The organism is Pseudomonas sp. MPR-R2A5 (assembly GCF_058793055.1).
Genome location: NZ_JBXAFK010000009.1, coordinates 19,880 through 40,675, shown reverse-complemented (window position 1 = coordinate 40,675; position 20,796 = coordinate 19,880). Strand labels below are relative to the sequence as shown.

Annotated in this window: 21 protein-coding genes; 19 read left to right on the top strand and 2 right to left on the bottom strand. The window is 60.9% G+C overall.

Features of this window, described 5'->3' with window-relative positions:
* Positions 1-17: 17 nt before the first annotated feature.
* Positions 18-3,248, bottom strand: a complete 3,231-nt coding sequence (rne, locus tag AC1Q6I_RS09335; RefSeq protein WP_102624087.1) for a ribonuclease E — start codon at positions 3,246-3,248, stop codon at positions 18-20.
* A gap of 768 nt (positions 3,249-4,016) precedes the next feature.
* Here rne and rluC point away from each other — a divergent pair.
* From rluC to AC1Q6I_RS09320, 3 genes are read left to right on the top strand one after another with little or no spacing between them, the layout of a single operon-like run.
* Entirely contained in the window at positions 4,017-4,976 is a 960-nt protein-coding gene (gene rluC / locus AC1Q6I_RS09330) for a 23S rRNA pseudouridine(955/2504/2580) synthase RluC (protein WP_024076968.1), read from the top strand.
* A complete protein-coding gene (locus AC1Q6I_RS09325) occupies positions 4,963-5,625 on the top strand; it encodes an HAD-IA family hydrolase (RefSeq protein WP_024076967.1) in 663 nt (220 codons plus the stop codon). The genes rluC and AC1Q6I_RS09325 overlap by 14 nt, the downstream gene beginning before the upstream one ends.
* Positions 5,626-5,646: 21 nt before the next feature.
* Positions 5,647-6,636, top strand: a complete 990-nt coding sequence (locus AC1Q6I_RS09320; RefSeq protein WP_024076966.1) for a S49 family peptidase — start codon at positions 5,647-5,649, stop codon at positions 6,634-6,636.
* Between the two features lie 134 nt (positions 6,637-6,770).
* Here the strand turns inward: AC1Q6I_RS09320 and AC1Q6I_RS09315 are convergent, their stop codons facing one another.
* Positions 6,771-7,349: a Maf family protein gene (locus AC1Q6I_RS09315; protein ID WP_024076965.1), complete on the bottom strand. Its 579-nt coding sequence runs from the start codon at positions 7,347-7,349 to the stop codon at positions 6,771-6,773.
* A gap of 105 nt (positions 7,350-7,454) precedes the next feature.
* On the opposite strand from AC1Q6I_RS09315, the gene AC1Q6I_RS09310 reads away from it, so the two are divergent.
* The 16 genes from AC1Q6I_RS09310 to AC1Q6I_RS09235 all read left to right on the top strand — a co-directional run bounded on the left by AC1Q6I_RS09310 (position 7,455) and on the right by AC1Q6I_RS09235 (position 20,791).
* Positions 7,455-7,985, top strand: coding sequence for a YceD family protein (locus tag AC1Q6I_RS09310; protein WP_010566563.1), 531 nt, complete (start codon positions 7,455-7,457; stop codon positions 7,983-7,985).
* Positions 7,986-7,998: 13 nt separating this feature from the next.
* Complete coding sequence (gene rpmF / locus AC1Q6I_RS09305; RefSeq protein WP_003179396.1) at positions 7,999-8,181, top strand: 50S ribosomal protein L32; 183 nt, start codon at positions 7,999-8,001, stop codon at positions 8,179-8,181.
* Positions 8,182-8,185: 4 nt separating this feature from the next.
* Positions 8,186-9,196, top strand: a complete 1,011-nt coding sequence (gene plsX, locus AC1Q6I_RS09300) for a phosphate acyltransferase PlsX (RefSeq protein ID WP_024076964.1) — start codon at positions 8,186-8,188, stop codon at positions 9,194-9,196.
* A 140-nt stretch (positions 9,197-9,336) separates the two neighbouring features.
* The gene (gene fabD / locus AC1Q6I_RS09295) at positions 9,337-10,275 is read left to right on the top strand and encodes an ACP S-malonyltransferase (RefSeq protein WP_102624086.1); all 939 of its coding nucleotides are present in this window, start codon (positions 9,337-9,339) and stop codon (positions 10,273-10,275) included.
* A gap of 31 nt (positions 10,276-10,306) precedes the next feature.
* Positions 10,307-11,050, top strand: coding sequence for a 3-oxoacyl-ACP reductase FabG (gene fabG, locus AC1Q6I_RS09290; protein ID WP_015885432.1), 744 nt, complete (start codon positions 10,307-10,309; stop codon positions 11,048-11,050).
* A gap of 191 nt (positions 11,051-11,241) precedes the next feature.
* Positions 11,242-11,478, top strand: a complete 237-nt coding sequence (gene acpP, locus AC1Q6I_RS09285; protein WP_024076962.1) for an acyl carrier protein — start codon at positions 11,242-11,244, stop codon at positions 11,476-11,478.
* 127 nt (positions 11,479-11,605) lie between these two features.
* The gene (gene fabF / locus AC1Q6I_RS09280; RefSeq protein ID WP_024076961.1) at positions 11,606-12,850 is read left to right on the top strand and encodes a beta-ketoacyl-ACP synthase II; all 1,245 of its coding nucleotides are present in this window, start codon (positions 11,606-11,608) and stop codon (positions 12,848-12,850) included.
* Complete coding sequence (pabC, locus tag AC1Q6I_RS09275; RefSeq protein WP_102624085.1) at positions 12,850-13,665, top strand: aminodeoxychorismate lyase; 816 nt, start codon at positions 12,850-12,852, stop codon at positions 13,663-13,665. The genes fabF and pabC overlap by 1 nt, the downstream gene beginning before the upstream one ends.
* A 1-nt stretch (position 13,666) precedes the next feature.
* Entirely contained in the window at positions 13,667-14,800 is a 1,134-nt protein-coding gene (mltG, locus tag AC1Q6I_RS09270) for an endolytic transglycosylase MltG (protein ID WP_102624084.1), read from the top strand.
* Between the two features lie 19 nt (positions 14,801-14,819).
* The gene (gene tmk, locus AC1Q6I_RS09265; protein ID WP_024076958.1) at positions 14,820-15,452 is read left to right on the top strand and encodes a dTMP kinase; all 633 of its coding nucleotides are present in this window, start codon (positions 14,820-14,822) and stop codon (positions 15,450-15,452) included.
* Positions 15,445-16,434 (top strand): DNA polymerase III subunit delta', encoded by a 990-nt coding sequence (locus tag AC1Q6I_RS09260; protein WP_024076957.1) that lies wholly within the window; start codon positions 15,445-15,447, stop codon positions 16,432-16,434. Before tmk ends, AC1Q6I_RS09260 begins: the two co-directional genes overlap by 8 nt.
* A gap of 63 nt (positions 16,435-16,497) precedes the next feature.
* Positions 16,498-17,283: a TatD family hydrolase gene (locus AC1Q6I_RS09255; protein WP_069076845.1), complete on the top strand. Its 786-nt coding sequence runs from the start codon at positions 16,498-16,500 to the stop codon at positions 17,281-17,283.
* Positions 17,284-17,734: 451 nt separating this feature from the next.
* Complete coding sequence (locus tag AC1Q6I_RS09250) at positions 17,735-18,394, top strand: TetR/AcrR family transcriptional regulator (protein WP_024076955.1); 660 nt, start codon at positions 17,735-17,737, stop codon at positions 18,392-18,394.
* A 115-nt stretch (positions 18,395-18,509) separates the two neighbouring features.
* Entirely contained in the window at positions 18,510-19,478 is a 969-nt protein-coding gene (locus AC1Q6I_RS09245; protein ID WP_024076954.1) for a GTP 3',8-cyclase MoaA, read from the top strand.
* Positions 19,479-19,596: 118 nt separating this feature from the next.
* On the top strand, positions 19,597-20,202 hold the full coding sequence (locus AC1Q6I_RS09240) for a DUF4823 domain-containing protein (protein ID WP_024076953.1): 606 nt from the start codon (positions 19,597-19,599) through the stop codon (positions 20,200-20,202).
* Positions 20,203-20,230: 28 nt separating this feature from the next.
* On the top strand, positions 20,231-20,791 hold the full coding sequence (locus AC1Q6I_RS09235) for a DUF1285 domain-containing protein (protein ID WP_024076952.1): 561 nt from the start codon (positions 20,231-20,233) through the stop codon (positions 20,789-20,791).
* Positions 20,792-20,796: the final 5 nt, after the last annotated feature.

Here is a 20,796-nt window from a genome sequence, read left to right as displayed (position 1 = left end):
TTTATTGGCTTATGGAATCAGACGAAGGGTTTAGGCTCGTGTTCTTCTTCCAAGGCCTTTGGGTGATGCTCTACCACTTCGTCAGCAGAACCTGGGTTCTCGTCGACGATAGGGGCAGTGTGCTCCACCACAGTTTCAGCGACCGGGGCTGGCGCCTCGACCACTTCGGCTACAGCCGGTGCGGCAGCGGCTGCGGCAGCAGCGGCGGCTTCAGCTTCCTTGCGGCGACGACGCACTTCACGTGGGTCGTTCGGCGCACGGCCGTTTTCGGTCAGTGCGCTGACCACTGGGGCAGCTTCAACCACCGGCGCGGCGACTTCGGCAACCACTGGCGTCTCAACCACTGGCGCAGGCTCGGCAACCACAACCGGGGCGGCTTCAACCACTTCGGCGACCGGGGCCGGCGCTTCTTCTACCACAGGGGCAGGGGCTGGCACTTCAACTGGAGCGGCAGGCTCGGCAGTCCACTGGAACGCGGTCTGTTCTTCGCGAACTTCACGCACAGCCGGGGCCGTTGCTTCGACAACCGGGGCTTCAACCACTGGCTGAGGCTCAGCAACCGCTTCAGGCTCGGTAGTGGTAACTTCGGCTTCCGGCTGGGCTTCACGAACCGGTGCAACCTCCACTTCCGGAACCACGGGGGCTTCGATCGGGGTGGTGGCTTCGACAACCGGTGCTTCAACGACTGGGGTTTCAGCGACAGGCGCTTCTGCCGCATGCGTTTCTTCGACGGCGGCAGTGGCGCGTTCAGCCTGTTCGTGAGCCTGGGCTTCAGCAGGTGCGCTGATGACCGAGCTGGCAACAGCAGCGGTTACGGCCAGGCCGGCAGCCAGTTCGGTGCCAGTGGGTTCGCTGGTGGCGGCTTCTGCGTTCTCGCCGGTCTCTTCCGAGCCTTCGATCACATTGCCGTTGGCATCACGTTGACGCTCGCGACGGTTGCTGCGACGACGCTGGCCACGGGAGCGGCGGCGTGGACGATCGCCTTCGGCGTTGTCCTGGCCGTCTTCCTGCAGTTGCTCTTCGCCGGTCAGCACTTCTTCTTCGCTGGCGGCAGGGGCTTGCTCGGCACGAGGTTGACGTTCTTCACGCGGAGCACGTGGTTGACGTTCTTCACGTGGCGCACGTTCTTCACGCGGTTGGCGAGCCGGGCGTTCTTCAGTCGAGGCAGTAACTGCAACAGCAGCACCGGCAACGACTGGCGCAGCGTCCAGTGGCTCGCGCAGTTCGCGCACACGTTCTTCACGTTCGCCACGTGGCTTGCGATCTTCACGCGGAGCACGTGGGGTACGCGGTGCGCGCTCTTCGCGCGGTGCACGTTCTTCACGGGCTACGGCCGGAGTGTCTTCACGGGCTTCGCGAGGCGCACGCTCTTCACGTGGTGCGCGCTCTTCACGCGGGGCACGTTCTTCGCGCGGCTTGCGCTCTTCGTCACGACGACCATTGCGGTTGCGGCTTTGCTGGCGACCGTTGCGACGCTCTTCGTTGCGAGCCGGGCGTTCGGTGGCTGGTTTTTCAACCACTACCGGTGCAGCAGGCTCTTCCTTGGTGGCGAACAGGCTGACCAGCGACTTCACCAGGCCCTTGAACAGGCTTGGTTCAGGCAGGGCGGCTGGCGCGGCAACCGGTGCGGCGGCTTCAACCGGAACCGGTGCATTGGCACGGGCTGGCGCGGTCTTCACGGCGGCTTCCTGGCGAACCAGGGTGCGGGTCGCGGCGGCGGGCTGCACTTCTTCTACTTCGGCTGCGGCAGCCGCGATTTCGTAGCTGGACTGGCCGCTGTGGGCTTCCGGGCTGTCATCACGCAGGCGCTGCACTTCGAAGTGCGGCGTCTCGAGGTGATCGTTCGGCAGGATCACGATACGGGCACGGGTGCGCAGTTCGATCTTGGTGATCGAGTTGCGTTTTTCGTTGAGCAGGAACGCGGCCACCGGGATCGGCACTTGCGCGCGGACTTCGGCGGTGCGGTCTTTCAGCGCTTCTTCTTCGATCAGGCGCAGGATCGCCAGGGACAGCGATTCAACGTCACGGATGATGCCGGTGCCGTTGCAACGCGGGCAGACGATGCCGCTGCTCTCGCCCAGGGATGGACGCAGGCGCTGACGGGACATTTCCAGCAGGCCGAAGCGCGAGATGCGGCCGACTTGCACGCGGGCACGGTCAGCTTCCAGGCATTCGCGGACTTTCTCTTCCACGGCGCGCTGGTTCTTGGCTGGGGTCATGTCGATGAAGTCGATCACGATCAGGCCGCCGATATCACGCAGGCGCAGTTGGCGGGCGATTTCTTCAGCCGCTTCCAGGTTGGTCTGCAGGGCGGTTTCTTCGATGTCGCTACCTTTCGTGGCGCGCGCCGAGTTGATGTCGATGGACACCAGGGCTTCGGTCGGGTCGATCACGATAGAGCCACCGGAAGGCAGTTCGACCACGCGCTGGAAGGCGGTCTCGATCTGGCTTTCGATCTGGAAACGGTTGAACAGCGGAACGCTGTCTTCGTACAGCTTGATCTTGCTGGCGTACTGCGGCATCACCTGGCGGATGAAAGTCAGGGCTTCATCCTGGGCTTCAACGCTGTCGATCAGCACTTCGCCGATGTCCTGGCGCAGGTAGTCGCGGATAGCGCGGATGATGACGTTGCTTTCCTGGTAGATCAGGAACGGCGCGGAACGATCCAGGGACGCTTCTTTGATAGCGGTCCACAGTTGCAGCAGGTAGTCGAGGTCCCACTGCATTTCCTCGCTGCTGCGGCCCAGGCCGGCAGTGCGAACGATCAGGCCCATGTCGGCCGGTGCAACCAGGCCGTTCAGCGCTTCGCGCAGTTCGTTACGCTCTTCGCCTTCGATGCGACGGGAAATGCCGCCGGCACGTGGGTTGTTCGGCATCAGTACCAGATAGCGGCCGGCCAGGCTGATGAAGGTGGTCAGGGCGGCGCCCTTGTTGCCACGTTCTTCTTTTTCGACCTGGACGATGACTTCCTGGCCTTCGCTCAGGACGTCCTTGATGTTCACGCGGCCTTCAGGGGATTTCTTGAAGTATTCGCGGGAAATTTCTTTGAGGGGCAGGAAGCCGTGGCGCTCGGAGCCGAAATCGACAAAGGCAGCCTCAAGGCTCGGTTCGATGCGAGTAATACGGCCTTTATAGATGTTGGCCTTCTTTTGCTCGCGTGCACCGGATTCGATGTCCAGGTCGTAGAGGCGTTGGCCATCTACCAGTGCAACACGCAACTCTTCGGGTTGAGTTGCGTTAATCAGCATTCTTTTCATGTTGTACCGTCGGTTTCCGGGCTGCCGGAAACGGCGTTCGGCACACACGACTTCTCACGGTCGGTGTCAGGTGCGTCAAGAGTGGTTGGCCACTCCAGTGTCCAGCAATAACCGGCCAATTGGGCTGGTATCGCGACGGACGCGTCCTGCTTGTTAGCGGTGGTGACAAAGGCACCACTTCAACAAAAGCTAAGGTCAGGAGGAGGAATCAACCGGCGACTGTGGACGAGATGAAGCGTCTATATATAAGCCTAGTGCTACACGGTCCGACGGTTGTGCATCTCCACCCTACACGTATCCCTGATAATTCGGGTGCTGCCGCGCGCAGAATCCGCAGCGGGTTGGCATTTACCGTGTTCTCCAATGGGGAGTCCACGCTCATGGCTAAACAAGACTAGGTGTGGGCGACTGCGCTCTCACTCAGCTCTTAACAGGCGTTGTTTCCGAAGCATTCGCCATGGTGTGTCCCAAGACTGACTGCACTTTGTGAACTGGCCGTAAATATCGGCGCAGAAGACGAGTATTCACTCTGCTTTCTGCACTCGCTTCAGGCCTCATGTCACCTGCGCTTGTTACAATCTCGGGCCTTCCAAGGTGGTGAAAGCCCCGTAGGACGGCCTCGCGTCCTGATGAATTGCGATGGTCAGGGCCGGCAGTTTGCCGCTAGTCCTCTGTCCAGGCCGCTTTTGGCGGCGTTCGCGACTATAGCAGCAATGATTAAGTGCTTCAATTCCATAAAAAATTGTTATCATCGCCGCCATGACGACTACCGCCCCCCAGACCCCCAGCGTCCAGCTGCTTGAGGTCTCGCCGGAATATGCCGGCCAACGCATCGACAATTTTCTCCTGGCCAGGCTCAAAGGCGTGCCCAAGACCTTGATTTACCGCATCTTGCGTAAAGGCGAAGTGCGTGTGAACAAGGGGCGCATCAAGCCCGAGTACAAGCTGCAGGCGGGCGATATCGTTCGTGTGCCGCCGGTGCGCGTGCCTGAGCGTGACGAGCCCGTGCCATTGGCCCAGGGCCTGTTGCAGCGCCTCGAGGCCTCGATTGTCTTCGAAGACAGCAAGCTGATTGTGATCAACAAGCCGTGCGGCATTGCGGTTCACGGGGGCAGCGGCCTGAACTTCGGCGTGATCGAAGCCTTTCGTCAGCTGCGTCCGGATGCCAAGGAGCTGGAGCTGGTCCACCGCCTGGACCGTGACACCTCCGGCCTGCTCATGATCGCCAAGAAGCGCAGCATGTTGCGCCATCTGCACACAGCCCTGCGTGGCGATGGCGTGGACAAGCGCTACATGGCGCTGGTGCGTGGCAACTGGGCCAGTTCGATCAAGAGCGTCCGCGCGCCGTTGCAGAAGAGCAACCTGCGCTCCGGCGAGCGCATGGTCGAAGTGGACGAGGAGGGCAAAGAGGCCCTGACCCTGTTCAAGGTGCTGCGCCGCTTCGGTGACTTCGCCACTCTGGTCGAAGCCAAGCCCGTCACCGGTCGTACCCACCAGATTCGCGTGCACACCCTGCATGCGGGCCACTGCATTGCGGGCGATACCAAATATGGCGACGAGGATTTCTCCAAGGAAATCCGGGAGCTGGGCGGCAAGCGCCTGTTCCTGCACGCCTATATGCTCACCGTGCCGCTGCCCGATGGCGGTGAATTGAAACTGCAGGCGCCGGTCGATGACATGTGGGCCAAGACCGTGGAGCGTTTGAGTGTCGCACCTTGATTACAAGCTGCTGATTTTCGATTGGGACGGCACCCTGGCCAACTCCATTGGCCGGATCGTCGAATCAATACACATCGCCTCCAACCGCTCGGGCTTCGAGCCGTGCACTGACCTCGCGGTCAAGGGCATTATCGGCCTCGGCCTGCCGGAGGCGATTCGTACCTTGTACCCGCACATCGCTGACGCTGAGTTGGTCGCTTTCCGTGGGCACTACGTCGATCACTACATGGCCCTGGAGGCCGAGCCGTCGCCGCTGTTTGATGGGGTGGTGCAGTCCCTGGACGCTTTTCGCGCCGAGGGCTACCACCTGGCCGTCGCCACCGGTAAGTCCCGTCGCGGGTTGGACCGGGTGCTCGAGGCGTATGGTTGGGAAGATTATTTCGACATCACCCGCGCCGCTGACGAAACCGCCAGCAAGCCCCATCCCCTGATGCTTGAGCAGATCCTGGCCCATTGCGGCGTGTCGCCGCGCCAGGCGCTGATGGTGGGCGACGCTTCCTTCGACCTGATGATGGCGCGCAACGCTGGCATGGACAGTGTGGCGGTCAGTTATGGCGCCCAGGCTGCCGAGGCGTTGCAGCCATATGAGCCCAGGCTGACGATCGATCATTTTTCTGAATTGCAGGCCTGGCTCGGTCGGGCCCAATAAGTCTTTGCTGGGGTAGTTGGCATGAGTGATGAGTGGAAAGCACCGGAAAAGGCCAGTGACGACAAGGCCGATGACAAAAGCTGGAAGCTGTTGGAGAAGACTCTCCTGGCCAGCGTGCAGGAGCAGCGTCGTTCGCGGCGTTGGGGGATTTTCTTCAAGCTGCTGACCTTTGTTTACCTGCTGGGCATGCTGGCGCTGTTCAGCCCGCTGATGGACATGGAAAAAAGCGCCACCCGTGGCAGCCACTACACGGCCCTGATCGAGGTGCGTGGGGTGATCGCCGACAAGGAGTCCGCCAGCGCCGACAATATTGTCAGCAGCCTGCGCGCGGCCTTTGAAGACCCCAAGGTCAAGGGCGTGATCCTGCGCATCAACAGCCCCGGTGGCAGCCCGGTACAGTCGGGCTATGTGTATGACGAGATTCGTCGCCTGCGCGGGCTGCATCCGGAGATCAAGCTGTATGCGGTCATTTCCGATCTTGGCGCTTCGGGTGCCTATTACATTGCAAGCGCCGCTGACCAGATTTATGCCGACAAGGCCAGCCTGGTCGGCTCCATTGGTGTGACGGCGGCCGGTTATGGCTTTGTCGGCACCATGGAGAAGCTGGGGGTGGAGCGTCGGACCTACACCTCGGGCGAGCATAAGGCGTTCCTTGACCCGTTCCAACCGCAAAAGGCGGATGAAACCCAGTTCTGGCAAGGCGTGCTCGACACCACTCATCGCCAGTTCATCGCCAGCGTCAAGCAGGGGCGTGGGGATCGTCTGAAGGATAAAGAGCATCCGGAGTTGTTCTCCGGTCTGGTGTGGTCGGGCGAGCAAGCATTGCCACTGGGTCTGATCGATGGCTTGGGCAGTGCCAGTTCGGTGGCGCGGGATGTGATTGGCGAGAAGGACCTGGTGGATTTCACCGTTGAAGAATCGCCGTTTGATCGTTTCTCCAAGAAGCTCGGTGCCAGCGTGGCTGAGAAGCTGGCGCTGTACATGGGCTTCCAGGGCCCGGCGCTGCGCTGAGATTTCGATAGAGGTGGGAGGGGGCTTGCCCCTGATAGCGGTGGGTCAGCTACAGATAAGCTGACTGAATTACCGCTGTCGGGAGCAAGTCGAATCGTCGCGTCGCCCGTCCCGCATTGGGTTTTGCAGCGTTCTTAAGGGATTTGCACGCCTTCGCTGAGTAGCATATCCACCAGCCGAATCAGGGGTAAGCCGACAAGACTGGTCGCGTCCGGCCCTTCGGTGCTCTGGAACAGGCTCACGCCCAGCCCTTCAGCCTTGAAGCTGCCCGCGCAGTCATACGGCTGCTCGATCCGCAGGTAGCGCTCGATGCGCGCTGCATCCAGCTCGCGCATGTGCACGGTAAAGGGTATGCAGTCCACCTGGCAGTGCCCCGTCTCGCTGTTAAGCAGGGCCAGGCCGGTGAGGAAACTGACACGTTTGCCACTGGCAGCCAATAATTGCTCGCGCGCGTTTTCGAACGTGTGAGGCTTGCCGATGATGCGGCCTTCCAGCGCGGCGACCTGGTCGGAGCCGATGATCAAATGTCCAGGATGGCTGGCGGCGAGGGCACGGGCTTTCTGTTCGGCCAGGCGTTTGACCAGATCCGTGGCCGACTCATTTGCAGCGTGGCTTTCGTCGATATCCGGCGAGCTGCAGGTGAACGGCAGGTGCAGGCGGCTCAGCAATTCCCGGCGATAAACCGAGCTGGAAGCGAGTAATAAAGGCAGCATGGACGTCTCCTCAAGGCAGCCGCCGATTCTAGCGGGGCGACCGGCCGACGCACAGGGCTGAATTTCCTTTGACATGGCTGGGGGCATCCCTATAATGCTGCGCCTATGTTGAATGACCCGATTCCACCTCACGTTGACCCGCGCAAATTGGCTGATCGTGGCACTTCCCTTCAAGGTGAGTTGCTGCTGGCCGATTTGGAGAGACTCTGCGACCCGCTTTCCGACACTGTCGGTACGGTGCAGGCCAAATTCGTTTTTGAACGAGATGAACGTAAATCTGTGGTAATCCACAGCTTTATCGACACCGAGGTCAAAATGGTTTGCCAGCGTTGTCTTGAGCTGGTCACCCTGCCGATCCACAGCGAGTGCAGTTATGCTGTGGTGAAGGAGGGTGCGAATACCCAGTCGTTGCCGAAAGGTTATGACGTGCTGGAACTGGGCGAAGATCCTTTGGATCTGCATGCACTGATCGAGGAGGAGCTTCTGCTCGCCTTGCCCATTGTGCCTGCTCATCATCCGGAAGAATGCCAGCAGCCGGCGGGCCTCGATGACGAGCCCGAACCGAGCGAGGACGAGGTAACGCGGTCCAACCCGTTCAGTGTATTGGCGCAGTTAAAGCGTGACCCAAACGTTTAGGAGTTAATCAATTATGGCTGTTCAGCAGAACAAAAAATCCCGCTCTGCCCGTGACATGCGTCGTTCGCACGACGCTCTCGAGGCTAGCACCCTGTCCGTAGAAAAGACCACCGGTGAAGTTCACCTGCGTCACCACGTATCGCCAGAAGGCGTATACCGTGGCCGTAAAGTGATCGACAAGGGCGCTGACGAGTAATCACTTGTCTGCTCAAGTCATCGCGATTGACGCAATGGGCGGGGACTTCGGTCCCCGCAGCATTGTTCAGGCCTGCATTGCCAGCCTGGCTGCCACACCCTCGCTGCACCTGACCCTTGTCGGTCAACCCTCCCTCCTTGAAGAACTGATTGCCAGCCATCCGGCGGTGGATCGCGCGCGCCTGACGATTACGCCAGCCAGCGAAACCATCAGCATGGATGACAAGCCGGCGGCGGCCCTGCGTGGCAAGCCCGATTCTTCGATGCGGGTAGCCCTTGAGTTGTTGCACGACGGCAAGGTGCAAGCCTGCGTCAGCGCCGGCAATACCGGTGCATTGATGGCATTGTCGCGGCATGTGCTCAAGACCCTGCCGGGGATTGACCGGCCGGCGATGGTGGCGGCGATTCCGACGCAGAAAGGCTATTGCCAACTGCTGGACCTGGGCGCGAATGTCGATTGCAGTGCCGAGCACCTGTTTCAGTTCGCCGTGATGGGCTCGGTGGCCGCCGAAGCGCTGGGTGTGGTCCGGCCGCGAGTGGCCTTGCTGAACATCGGTACCGAGGACATCAAGGGCAATCAGCAGGTGAAGCTCGCCGCTACCCTGTTGCAGGGCGCGCGGGGCTTGAACTACATCGGCTTTGTCGAAGGCGACGGTTTGTACCGTGGCGAAGCGGATGTGGTGGTGTGCGACGGTTTTGTCGGCAATATCCTGCTCAAGTCCAGCGAAGGCCTGGCCACCATGATCGCGATGCGCATCGAAGCGTTGTTCAAGCAGAGCCTGGCGTCACGCATGGTGGGCGCCCTGGCGCTGCCGTTGATGCGTCGCCTGCAGGCTGACCTGGCGCCAGCGCGGCATAACGGCGCAAGTTTTCTTGGCTTGCAGGGCATTGTGGTCAAAAGCCACGGCTCGGCGGGGGTGCAGGGCTTCCAAAGCGCTATTGCGCGTGCGCTTATCGAGATCCAGGAAAACCTGCCTCAACGTTTGCACGGCCGTCTAGAGGATCTGTTGCCTTAGGCGAATCGGCTCGGGAATGCTTAAATGTGACCGACCAGTTCAATTGACCATCCAATCTGTCAGTTTCGTGCGCTCCCACCATTCATTTTAAGATCGGGAGCGACCATTTCCGACGACCTGATCATTTAGGGGCTTGTTACATGTCTACATCCCTCGCATTCGTCTTTCCAGGGCAGGGTTCGCAGTCCCTCGGCATGTTGGCCGAGCTGGGCGCGCAATATCCGCTGATCCTGGAAACCTTCAAGGAAGCTTCCGATGCCCTGGGTTACGACCTGTGGGCGTTGACCCAGCAGGGGCCGGAAGAACAACTCAATCAAACCGATAAAACCCAACCGGCGATCCTGACCGCTTCGATTGCCCTGTGGCGCCTGTGGCTGGCTGAAGGCGGCGCACGCCCGGCATTCGTGGCCGGTCATAGCCTGGGCGAATACAGCGCCCTGGTGGCGGCGGGCAGCCTGACCCTGGGCGAGGCGGTCAAGCTGGTCGAGCGTCGTGGCCAACTGATGCAGGAAGCCGTTCCGGACGGGCAGGGCGGCATGGCCGCTATCCTCGGCCTGGACGATGCGGTCGTGATCGAGGCCTGCGCCGAAGCCGCTCAGGGCGAAGTGGTCAGCGCAGTGAACTTCAACTCCCCTGGCCAGGTGGTGATCGCCGGTGCCAAGGCGGCGGTCGAGCGTGCCATCGAAGGCTGCAAGGCCCGTGGCGCCAAGCGTGCGCTGCCGTTGCCGGTGAGCGTGCCGTCCCATTGCGAGTTGATGCGTCCGGCAGCCGAGCGGTTTGCCGAGTCCATCGCCGCCATCAACTGGCAGGCGCCGCAGATTCCGCTGGTGCAGAACGTCAGCGCGGCGGTTGCGCCTGATCTCGAGACCCTCAAGCGCGACCTGTTGGAGCAGCTCTACAAGCCGGTACGCTGGGTTGAGTCGGTACAGACGCTGGCCGCCAATGGCGCCACCGAGCTGGTTGAATGCGGCCCGGGCAAGGTCCTGGCTGGCCTGAACAAGCGTTGCGCCGACGGTGTGTCGACCGCCAATCTCAATACCCCGGATGCCTTCGCTGCCGCTCTCGCGGCACTGGCCTGACCCCTGATCCCCGAACTTAGGAGAAGCCTGCATGAGTCTGCAAGGTAAAGTTGCACTGGTTACCGGCGCCAGCCGTGGCATTGGCCAGGCCATCGCCCTGGAACTGGGCCGTCAGGGCGCCGTTGTCATTGGCACCGCCACTTCCGCTTCGGGCGCCGAGCGTATCGCCGCGACCTTGAAGGAAAACGGTGTCCAAGGCACTGGCCTTGAGCTGAATGTGACCAGCGATGAGTCCGTGGCTGCGGTACTGGCCGAGATCACCGCACAGTTCGGTGCGCCGGCAATTCTGGTGAATAACGCCGGTATCACCCGCGATAACCTGATGATGCGCATGAAAGACGACGAGTGGTACGACGTGGTCGACACCAACTTGAACAGTCTGTTTCGCCTGTCCAAGGGCGTTTTGCGCGGCATGACCAAGGCGCGCTGGGGCCGAATTATCAATATTGGCTCTGTAGTGGGTGCCATGGGCAACGCAGGCCAAGTAAACTACGCAGCCGCCAAGGCCGGTCTGGAAGGTTTCAGCCGTGCATTGGCGCGTGAAGTCGGCTCGCGGTCGATTACGGTCAACTCGGTGGCCCCAGGGTTCATCGATACCGATATGACCCGCGAACTGCCGGAAGCACAGCGTGAAGCCTTGCTGACGCAGATTCCGCTGGGCCGTCTGGGCCAGGCTCAAGAGATCGCGAATGTGGTCACTTTCCTGGCATCCGACGGTGCGGCATACGTGACTGGGGCTACAATCCCGGTGAACGGCGGGATGTACATGAGTTAAATTGTGACGGATCGCTTCAAAAAAATGTCATACGAGCTGTCTAAAATCCGTTATAAAGCTGCAACTTAATTTATAGGCAGGTGGCCTACGGGGTACAGGGTGAAGCTTTCAGTTGAAAAGCTGAAATGGCTTTCTATACACTTACCCACTGGCCAGCTGCCTGAATTTGTCCATTAGGAGTTAAACAAGGTATGAGCACCATCGAAGAGCGCGTCAAGAAAATCGTTGCCGAGCAACTGGGCGTCAAAGAAGAAGAAGTGATCAACACTGCTTCCTTCGTAGAAGACCTGGGTGCCGATTCCCTTGACACCGTTGAGCTGGTGATGGCTCTGGAAGAGGAATTCGAGACCGAAATCCCGGACGAAGAAGCTGAAAAAATCACTACTGTTCAAGCTGCTATCGACTACGTTACTAGCCACCAGGCGTAATAGTTTGTAGTCGTCGCTTGCTGTCAGGGAAAAACCGCACTGCTGTAACGGCGTGCGGTTTTTTCTTTAGCTCTGATGAAAAGTGGCTCTGAAGCAAAGTGTCGTCATCAAGAAAAAGGAGAGTGCTGTGTCGCGTAGACGCGTCGTAGTCACCGGTATGGGTATGTTGTCGCCACTGGGTACGGATGTGCCGAGCAGTTGGCAGGGCATTCTGGCTGGCCGCAGTGGTATTGGTCTGATCGAACACACGGACCTTTCTGCCTATTCCACCCGTTTTGGCGGCTCGGTAAAGGGTTTCAATGTCGAGGAATATCTCTCGGTCAAAGAGTCCCGCAAACTCGACCTGTTCATTCAATACGGCCTGGCAGCCGGTTTTCAGGCAGTGCGTAACGCCGGCCTGGAAGTGACCGACGCCAACCGTGAGCGTATCGGCGTCGCCATGGGATCGGGTATTGGCGGTCTGACCAATATCGAAGAAACCAGTCGCACGCTGCATGATTCCGGCCCCCGTCGAATTTCACCGTTCTTCGTTCCGGGCTCGATCATCAATATGATTTCCGGTTTCCTGTCCATCCACTTGGGTGCCCAGGGACCTAACTACGCCATTGCCACGGCGTGCACCACGGGCACTCACTGCATCGGCATGGCGGCGCGCAATATCGCCTATGACGAGGCGGATGTGATGATCGCCGGTGGCGCCGAAATGGCCGCCTGTGGCCTGGGCATGGGCGGCTTCGGCGCATCCCGTGCGCTGTCGACGCGCAATGACGAACCGACCCGTGCCAGCCGTCCATGGGACAAGGGCCGTGACGGTTTCGTGCTGTCCGACGGTGCCGGTGCCCTGGTGCTCGAAGAACTGGAACACGCCAAGGCGCGGGGTGCCACCATCTACGCCGAGCTGATCGGTTTCGGCATGAGCGGCGACGCCTACCACATGACCTCGCCACCGGCCGATGGTGCTGGCGCTGCGCGTTGCATTACCAACGCCCTGCGCGATGCGAAGGTCAACCCGGACCAGGTGCAGTACATCAACGCCCACGGCACCTCGACCCCGACTGGCGACCTGGCGGAAGCCGAAGCCATCAGGTCGGTGTTCGGCGACCATGCCTACAAGCTGGCGGTCAGCTCTACCAAGTCCATGACCGGCCATCTGTTGGGTGCGGCGGGCGCGGTCGAGGCGATCTTCAGTGTGATGGCCATCAAGGATCAGGTCGCTCCGCCGACCATCAACCTCGATGAGCCGGACGAAGGTTGCGACCTGAACTTCGTGCCTCACGAAGCACAGCCGATGCCGATCGACGTGGTGATCTCCAACTCGTTCGGTTTCGGTGGCACCAACGGTTCCCTGGTGTTCCGCCGGTTCGCCGAGTGATGCACAGCTGGGTCGACGGTCAGCCAGCGGACAGCGTGCCCCTGAAGGATCGTGGCCTGGCTTATGGCGACGGCTTGTTTGAGACGATTGCCGTCAAGGCCGGGCAGCCCGTGCTGCTCGACCGCCACCTGCACCGCCTCGACGAGGGCTGCAGGCGGTTGGCACTGGTTGCGGATCCGGCGCTGATCCGCAGCGAAGTGCTGGCTTATGCCGCCGCCCTCGGCGACGGTGTTCTCAAGTTGATGCTCACCCGCGGCGACAGCCTGCGCGGTTATGGCATCAACCCCGGCGCTCCCGTGCGTCGGATCTTGCTGGGCAGTCCGCCCGCCACTTATCCCCCGGCCTATGGAACCGACGGTATCCGCCTGTTTCCGTGTGCCACCCGCTTGTCCGAACAACCGCTATTGGCGGGTCTCAAGCACCTCAACCGCCTGGAGCAAGTGCTTGCCCGCGCCGAATGGCAAGACGCCGAGCATGCCGAGGGCTTGATGCTGGATAGGTCCGGACGCGTCATCGAGGGCGTGTTCAGCAACTTGTTCCTGGTTTGCAACGGCTTGTTACTAACCGCCGATCTGGCGCGTTGCGGGGTTGCCGGTGTCATGCGCGCCGAGGTCCTGGCCCAGGCACAAGCGCTGGGCATCCCGGTGGCCGTGGCTGATATCAGCCTTGAGCAGTTGCAACAGGCTGATGAAGTCTTTGTGTGCAACAGCGTTTATGGCATTTGGCCGGTGCGCGACTGTGCTGCGATGAGCTGGTCGGTTGGCCCGCTCACCCGTAAACTGCAGGGCATTGTTCGCGCACTATTGGATATTTGAGTTGATACGAAAACTGGTTGTACTGCTGCTGATCGGTGTGTTCTCGGCGGCGTTGCTGTTGGGGTTTTCCGCCTGGAAACTCGATTCCTCCCTGAAGCAGCCGCTGAACCTGACGCAGGAGCAGTTGCTTGATGTGCCGGCAGGGGCCACCCCCACGGGTACCTTCAATCGCCTGGAGGCCGAGGGTGTGCTCGAAGGTGCCTTCTGGCTGCGCCTGTACTGGCGTTTCAACCTCGATGGACAGCCGCTGCACAGCGGCGAATATCGCATGACGCCTGGGATGACCGCCCAGGGCCTGATTGGCCTGTGGCAACGTGGCGAAGTGGTGCAATACAGCCTGACCCTGGTGGAAGGCTGGAATTTTCGCCAGGTTCGTTCGGCCCTGGCCAAGCATGAAAAGATCGTACAGACCCTCTCGGGCCTGAGTGACAGCGAGGTGATGGACAAGCTTGGCCATCCCGGCGTGTTCCCTGAAGGTCGGTTCTTTCCTGATACCTACCGTTTCGTGCGCGGCATGACCGATGTTGAATTCCTGAAAAAAGCCTACAACCGCCTGGACGATGTACTCGCCCAGGAATGGAGCAAGCGCGCCGCTGATGTGCCATACACCGACCCTTACCAAGCGCTGATCATGGCCTCCCTGGTGGAGAAAGAGACCGGTGTGCCGGAAGAACGTGGGCAGATCGCCGGGGTGTTCGTGCGCCGCATGAAGATCGGCATGCTCCTGCAGACCGACCCGACGGTGATCTACGGCCTGGGGGAGCGCTACAACGGCAAGTTGACCCGCGCCCACCTCAAGGAAGCCAACCCCTACAACACCTACATGGTGGCCGGTCTGCCGCCGACGCCGATCGCCATGGTCGGCCGCGAGGCGATTCATGCTGCGCTGAACCCAGTGCCGGGCAGCAGCCTGTATTTCGTCGCCCGTGGCGATGGCAGCCATATTTTCTCCGATAACCTGGATGCGCATAATGCCGCCGTGCGTGAGTTCCAGCTCAAGCGTCGCGCCGATTATCGCTCCAGCCCGGCGCCGGTGGTAAAACCGCCGGAAGGCCCGACGCCCCCCGCCGATACTCCAGCTCAAGCGCCGGCGGAGCCTGCACCGGACACCGTCGCGCCGCAAAGCCCGCAATGACTCTGACTAAGGACTGCCTGTGACTGGCTTGTTTATTACCCTGGAAGGCCCGGAAGGCGCCGGCAAAAGCACCAACCGCGATTACCTGGCCGAGTGCTTGCGCGCCGAGGGTATCGAAGTGGTGTTGACCCGTGAACCGGGCGGCACGCCGCTGGCCGAGCGTATCCGCGAGGTGCTGCTGACCCCAGGTGACGAACAGATGAACCCGGACACCGAGCTGTTGCTGGTGTTTGCCGCACGTGCCCAGCACCTGGCCGAGGTGATTCGCCCGGCCCTGGCCCGTGGTGCGGTGGTGATTTGTGATCGCTTCACCGATTCCACCTATGCCTACCAGGGCGGTGGCCGGGGCTTGTCGCTGGAGCGCATTGCCACCCTGGAAACCTTTGTGCAGGGCGATTTGCGCCCTGACCTGACCCTGGTGTTCGACCTCCCGGTAGAAGTCGGCCTGGCGCGTGCCAGTGCCCGTGGTCGCCTCGATCGCTTCGAGCTGGAAGGCCAGGCGTTTTTCGAGGCGGTGCGCAGCGCATTCCTTGCGCGCGCCAAGGCTGAACCGGCGCGTTATTACCTGCTGGACGCCGCGCAGCCGCTGGCCCGGGTGCAACAGGCCATTGACGCTTTGTTGCCGACACTGCTGGAGCGTGCCCGTGGCTGAAGCCTACCCCTGGCAGGATAGCCTCTGGCAGCAGTTGGCCGGCCGTGCCCAGCACGCCCACGCCTATTTGCTGCACGGGCCGGCGGGGATCGGCAAGCGCGCCCTCGCCGAACGCCTGATGGCCAGCCTGTTGTGCCAGCGTCCGGTCAACCTGGAAGCCTGCGGCGAGTGCAAATCCTGCCTGTTGCTCAAGGCCGGTAGCCACCCGGACAACTATCTGCTGGAGCCCGAGGAAGCCGACAAGGCGATCAAGGTCGACCAGGTCCGCGACCTTGTCGGTTTCGTGGTGCAAACCGCACAGATGGGCGGGCGCAAGGTGGTGTTGATCGAGCCGGTGGAAGCAATGAACATCAATGCCGCCAACGCTTTGCTCAAAAGCCTGGAAGAACCTTCCGGCGATACGGTGCTGTTGCTGGTCAGTCACCAGTCCAGCCGCTTGTTGCCGACCATTCGCAGCCGGTGCGTGCAGCAGGCGTGCCCGTTGCCGAGCGAGGCCATGAGCTTGCAGTGGCTGGCACAGGCGCTGCCGGAGTGCGCCGAAGACGAACGGGTCGAGTTACTGACCCTGGCCGCCGGTTCACCCCTGGCAGCGGTGAAGCTGCACGCCCAGGGCGTGCGCGAGCAACGGGCGCTGGTGGTGGATGGCGTGAAAAAACTGCTCAAGCAGGAGCTGTCCGCTACTCAGTTGGCCGAAGCGGCCTGGAAAGACATCCCCTTGCTGCTGCTGTTCGACTGGTTCTGCGACTGGTCGAGCCTGATCCTGCGCTACCAGTTGACCCAGGATGAACAGGGCCTGGGCCTGCCGGACATGCGCAAGGTGGTGCAGTACCTAGCGCAGAAAAGTGCCCAGGACAAGGTGCTCAATATCCAGGACTGGATCCTCGCCCAGCGCCAGAAGGTGCTCGGCAAGGCCAACCTCAACCGCGTGCTGTTGCTCGAAGCGCTGCTGGTGCAGTGGGTCGGCTTGCTCGGCCGCCGTTAATTTCCGTGGCCGACGGGTGTATCGTTGGCCAGGCCCTTTCCGTGACTTAAGTCGTAATTTCCTATGCTCGTAGATTCCCATTGCCACCTTGATCGCCTTGACCTTGCCCAGCATGGCGGTTCCCTTGATGCCGCCCTCGAAGCCGCCCGCCAGCGCGGGGTAGGGCACTTCCTGTGCATCGGCGTCAGTGCCGACAACGCCGCTGACGTCAAAGCCCTCGCCGATCGCTATGCCGATGTGGATTGCTCGGTGGGTGTCCACCCGTTGGACCTCAAGCCCGGTGAGGCCCCGGCCCTCGACTGGCTGTTGGGGGAGCTGAACCACCCGCGCGTGGTCGCCATTGGCGAGACCGGCCTGGATTACCACTACGAACCCGAAGCCGCCGAGTTGCAGCAGGCATCGTTTCGCCTGCACCTGCAAGCCGCCCGGCAGACCGGTAAACCAGTGATTGTCCACACCCGCGGTGCTCGCGCCGATACCCTGGCCCTGCTGCGCGAAGCCGCGCTCCCCCAGGCAGGCGTGCTGCATTGTTTCACCGAAGACTGGGACATGGCCAAGGCTGCCCTGGACCTGGGGTTCTATATCTCCCTGTCGGGCATCGTGACTTTCCGCAATGCCGATGCCTTGCGGGATGTGGCGCGCCAAGTACCGGTCGACCGTCTGCTGGTGGAAACCGACTCGCCGTATCTGGCGCCCATACCCCATCGCGGCAAGCCAAACCTGCCGGAGTATGTGCGGGATGTGGCGGATTACCTGGCGATGCTGCGCGGTGAGTCATATGAGCGCTTTGCCGAACAGACCACTGCGAACTTCAAGCGCCTGTTCCCGCAGGCCCATGTGGCCGGGTAACGGGGCCGGACAAATCGCAGGCAAAAAAAACCCGGGTTCTGGGGGGGCGAATCCGGGCTAAGACCATTAGGAGTAAAACAAGGGCACGCGGTCCGTTGGTACCCAGGTCGACGCTTCACTTGGGGGAGATGTCGCGCCGACAGTTGAAGTATTGATCAGTATCCGATTCAGTCCAGTCGCGGCTGGTCGTTTCTTAAACAGATTTGGAATACGTGCGCTTCGCTTGAGTTCTCATTGAGCCGGTGCCCAGCTGTAGTTGTTGCGTATTATTTCTGACTGATAAGCATGAAATCGTTGGCGGACTGAAAGTAAAGTGCGCAACGGGTTCACATAGACGTTGCCCAACGACCGTTCAGTCGGGATAATCCCTCGCATCGGGTAAATCGTATCGCCACGTATCCGTGGCCCTGCGCAACCCTCCCTAATACCGACCTCTGCAGACCTCTTCCTCATGCACAAAGAACCCCGTAAGGTCCGTGAGTTTCGCCGCCGTGAGCAGGAAATTCTCGACACTGCACTCAAGTTGTTCCTCGAACAAGGTGAAGACAGCGTCACCGTCGAGATGATTGCGGATGCCGTGGGTATCGGCAAAGGCACGATCTACAAGCATTTCAAATCCAAGGCCGAAATCTACCTGCGCCTGATGCTCGACTACGAGCGCGACTTGAACGAGTTGCTGCACTCGGCCGATGTCGACAAGGACAAGGAGGCCCTGTCCCGGGCCTATTTCGAATTCCGCATGCGTGACCCGCAGCGCTATCGCCTGTTCGACCGCCTGGAAGAAAAAGTGGTCAAGGGCCACCAGGTGCCGGAAATGGTCGAGGAACTGCACAAGATCCGCGCCTCGAACTTCGAACGCCTGACCCTGCTGATCAAGGGTCGCATCAGTGAAGGCAAGCTTGAAGATGTGCCGCCGTACTTCCACTACTGTGCCGCCTGGGCCTTGGTGCATGGCGCCGTGGCGCTGTACCACTCGCCGTTCTGGAGCAATGTGCTGGAAGATCAGGAAGGTTTCTTCCAGTTCCTGATGGACATCGGTGTGCGCATGGGCAACAAGCGCAAGCACAGCACCGAGCAGCCACACGCCCCCGCTGAAACGCCTGCCACGTAATGATTTGCTGCCAGGTGCAGTAACCCAGGAATATACTCAGGCAAGGATCTTGCTAAAAGCTGATTTATCAGTCAGTTTTTAGCGCGCCCCGAATCATCCTCTGCCGGAGTGATCCATGATCGTTGATCGTCAAGGCAGGCGTTTTCGCAATTTGCGGATCAGCCTGACCTCAGCCTGCAATTACGCGTGTACCTACTGCGTGCCAAACGGCAAGCGGCTGGTGGCTGCCCAGGACGAACTCTCGGCCGAGGCCATGGCCCGTGGCGTGGCCTATCTGATTGAAGCGGCGGGTATCGAGCGCCTGCGTATCACCGGCGGCGAGCCGCTGGTCAGCCCCAAACTCGAAGCCTTCATGGGCGCCGTGGGTGGGATGGGCCTCAGTGATATCAGCCTGACCACTAATGGCCAGTTACTTGCGCGCAAACTGCCGCTGCTGGTGGACGCCGGTATCCGGCGTATCAACGTTTCCCTCGACACCCTGGACGCCGACGCCTTCCGCAGCATCGCCCGTGGCGGTGACCTGGCCACCGTGCTCGATGGCATGGACCAGGCCCGCGCGGCCGGGATCAAGATCAAGGTCAATATGGTGCCGTTGCGCGGGCAGAACCTCGACCAGGTGATGCCCCTGCTCGACTATTGCCTGGAGCGTGGCTATGAATTGCGCTTTATCGAGTTGATGCGCATGGGCCACCTGGCCAAGGACTCCAATGCGTTTCTGCAGCAATTCGTCAGCTTGCAGCAACTGCTTGGTCTGATCGGCGAACACCATGAATACCTGCAAGCCAACGCACCGGTAGATGCCACGGCCGTTCGCTACGAAGTGCCGGGCAAAGGCTTTTTTGGCGTGATCGCCAACGAAAGCGTGCCGTTCTGCCGCACCTGCTCGCGGCTGCGGCTGTCGTCGACCGGTTGGCTGCATGGCTGCCTGTCGTCGAGCAACCGGCACTACGTCGGCGACCTGCTGGACAAGCCGCGTCACCAGGCGCTGCCGGCCTTGCAGGGCCTGTTGGTCAAGGCGCTGGGCGATAAACAGGAAGTCGCGTTCTCCGGCGGCGCGACGGTCATGAAGATCATCGGCGGCTAACGCTATCCCGAAGATGACACATCACCCACATTTGATTTGAGCTGCCCTCAAGCTGGCGCAGAACCTGCATCTTGAGCCCATTCGCCGGTTTTCCGTCACCGGCTTCTGGAGGATTAGGATGCGTAGTCTGGTTTTGTTGCTGGCGTCGTTGACGTTGAGTGGTTGCATGACCGTCAGCGATATGGCCGAAGGCACCCGCTATCAGATGAGCGATGCCGGGTTGCTCGACCATAGCGATACTCGCCGTACCGCCTCGGTTCGCATCCAGCCGGACTCCTTTGTGTTTATCGCCCAAGGCGCTTTCGTACCACCGGGCAGTGCCTATCCGCGTCCGAACGTGGTAGCCGAGGAAGCCTTCAACGGCTTCGTCGAATACTTCCCCATGGTGCGCCGCGCCCGTCAGCCCGAAGGGCTTGAGCAGGCCATGGCCGAAGCCCGTGCGGCCGGTGCCCATTACTTGCTGTACTGCCGTTTTGCCGCGGCGGATGACCGTATCGGCAACGCCGATGAGTGGACCGACCAGCAGGCCCTCGACCGCCTCGGCCTGGACAGCGGTGTGATCCAGATCATGTTGATCGAGACCAGCACCCAGTATTTGATTGATACTGCACGTATTCGCAATCGTGGCGGTTTACTGACGTTCCACGACAACAAGCCCGAAGATCTGATTGCCCGGCCCCTGGCGCAGTACGCCCGAGGCCTGCTGGGCATGGGGGACCAGTAAGGCCAGCACGTAAAAGAGGGATAACACCATGACCGATTCCGCCAAGGCCAATGACCTGTTGGCCCAACTGCCCAAGGGCAAGGGGCCGGCGCCGGTGCATCTGTGGAACCCGGACTTCTGCGGCCATATCGACATGCGTATCGCCCGTGATGGCACCTGGTTCTACCAGGGCACGCCCATCGGGCGTAAGCCGATGGTCAAGTTGTTCTCCAACATCCTTCGCCGTGATGGCGACGATTACTTCTTGGTCACCCCTGTAGAAAAGGTGGGCATCAGCGTCGATGATGCGCCCTTTGTCGCGGTAACCCTGGATGTCGAAGGGCAGGGCGAAAGCCAGGTGTTGCGCTTTACCACCAACGTCGATGATCAAATCGAGGCTGGCCTCGAACACCCGCTGCGGGTAGTGATCGACCCCGACACTCAAGAACCGTCCCCCTATCTGCGTGTGCGCACCAACCTCGAAGCGCTGATTCACCGCAATGTGTTCTACCAATTGGTGGAGCTGGCCGTGAGCCGTCCGATCAACGGTCAGAACTGGCTCGGTGTGTGGAGCGGCGGGGAGTTTTTCCGTATCGGGCGGGAGCCCTGAGGGCG